Annotated in this window: 1 protein-coding gene; it reads right to left on the reverse strand. The window is 63.9% G+C overall.

Annotated elements, in window-relative coordinates; all coding sequences use genetic code 11:
• Positions 1 to 1,223 (reverse strand): glycoside hydrolase family 3 protein (locus tag ASG95_RS20625; RefSeq protein WP_057379084.1); only part of this gene is annotated, 1,223 nt, incomplete at both ends.

Consider the following 1,223-nt stretch of genomic DNA (forward strand, 5'->3'; position numbering starts at 1 on the left):
AATTCGAGACCGCCTTGGTGGAAATAGGACTCCAGGAAGAGGTCGTCGCGCGGATCGAAAGGAGCCTGAAGGCGGATAACGGCGACATCCGCCTCTTCTGGTGCCGGAACGACAGTGCCAAACAGGCCAGCCACACGCAAATCAAGTCCCTCCACATAGAGGCGCAGGCCGGGTGGAAGCGGGAGGATCGGAATGCTCCTGATCGTCCGGTTCTCAAGGACGGTGACCGAGCGCGATTGGGCCAGCTCCCCGGCCGCACGGTGCTCCGCGCTACCCACGACCTGGGCAGCGGCGTCCTCGTCAACGTAGGGATCGTCGAACAGCCCCAACCGAAACTTGACTAGGAGGATGCGCCGCGCGGAGGAATCGATTCGGGACTCGGCGACCAAGCCGTCCTCGACGAGTGACCTGAGTACGCCCACGCACTCCTCGCCGCCGAATTGATCAGCGCCCGCTTCAAGGATCCTCAGCATCCGGGAGGGCGCATCGAGGTGCTCGACGCCCCACGCACGTGCCGGCAAGATCTGCTCTCCGACGATGTTGTCGGTAACCAGCTCCCAGTCGGTGACGACCACACCGTCGTAGCCGAGATCGTCTCGAAGGAGTCCCTGGAGGATCTGTCTGTTGTAGCCGAAACCAACCGGCTCCACCGGCCCGTCCTCAAGCTCCAGACCCACGGGCATGCCGTAGTACGGCATGATGCCGGCCGTCCGATGGGCTATCGCGACACGAAAGGGCTCGAGGTGCTGACTGAAGCGGCCGCCCGGGTAGACCTGTTCCCTACCGTACGGAAAGTGAGCGTCCTCCCCATCCTTTTGCGGACCGCCCCCCGGGAAGTGCTTTGTGGTGCAGCCGACACTGTTGTGGTCAAGCATTGCCCCCTGGAAGCCTTCTAGGTAGGCGGCGGTGTGGAGCGAGACGCGGTCGACAGCTGCCCCGAAGGTCTGGAGTTGGCGGCCCCACCGAGGCTCGGTAGCCAGGTCGATCTGCGGCTGGAGGGCGGAACGGATGCCTACGGCCCGGTACTCTCTGCGGGCGATCTCGGCAAAGAGTCTCGTGGTCTCAGGTTCGTCGATTGCGGCTAGTCCCAAAGCTTCGGGCCACTGTGAGAAGGGCCCTGCGGAGAACCCGACACCGACGTTCTCGGCGAAGGCGTGGCGTGGGTCTGTGGAGATCGTCACCGGAATACCGTGGGGCGTCTGCTCCGCAAGCTTCTGAAGAGC

Source organism: Phycicoccus sp. Soil803 (assembly GCF_001429685.1).
Taxonomy (GTDB): domain Bacteria; phylum Actinomycetota; class Actinomycetes; order Actinomycetales; family Dermatophilaceae; genus Pedococcus.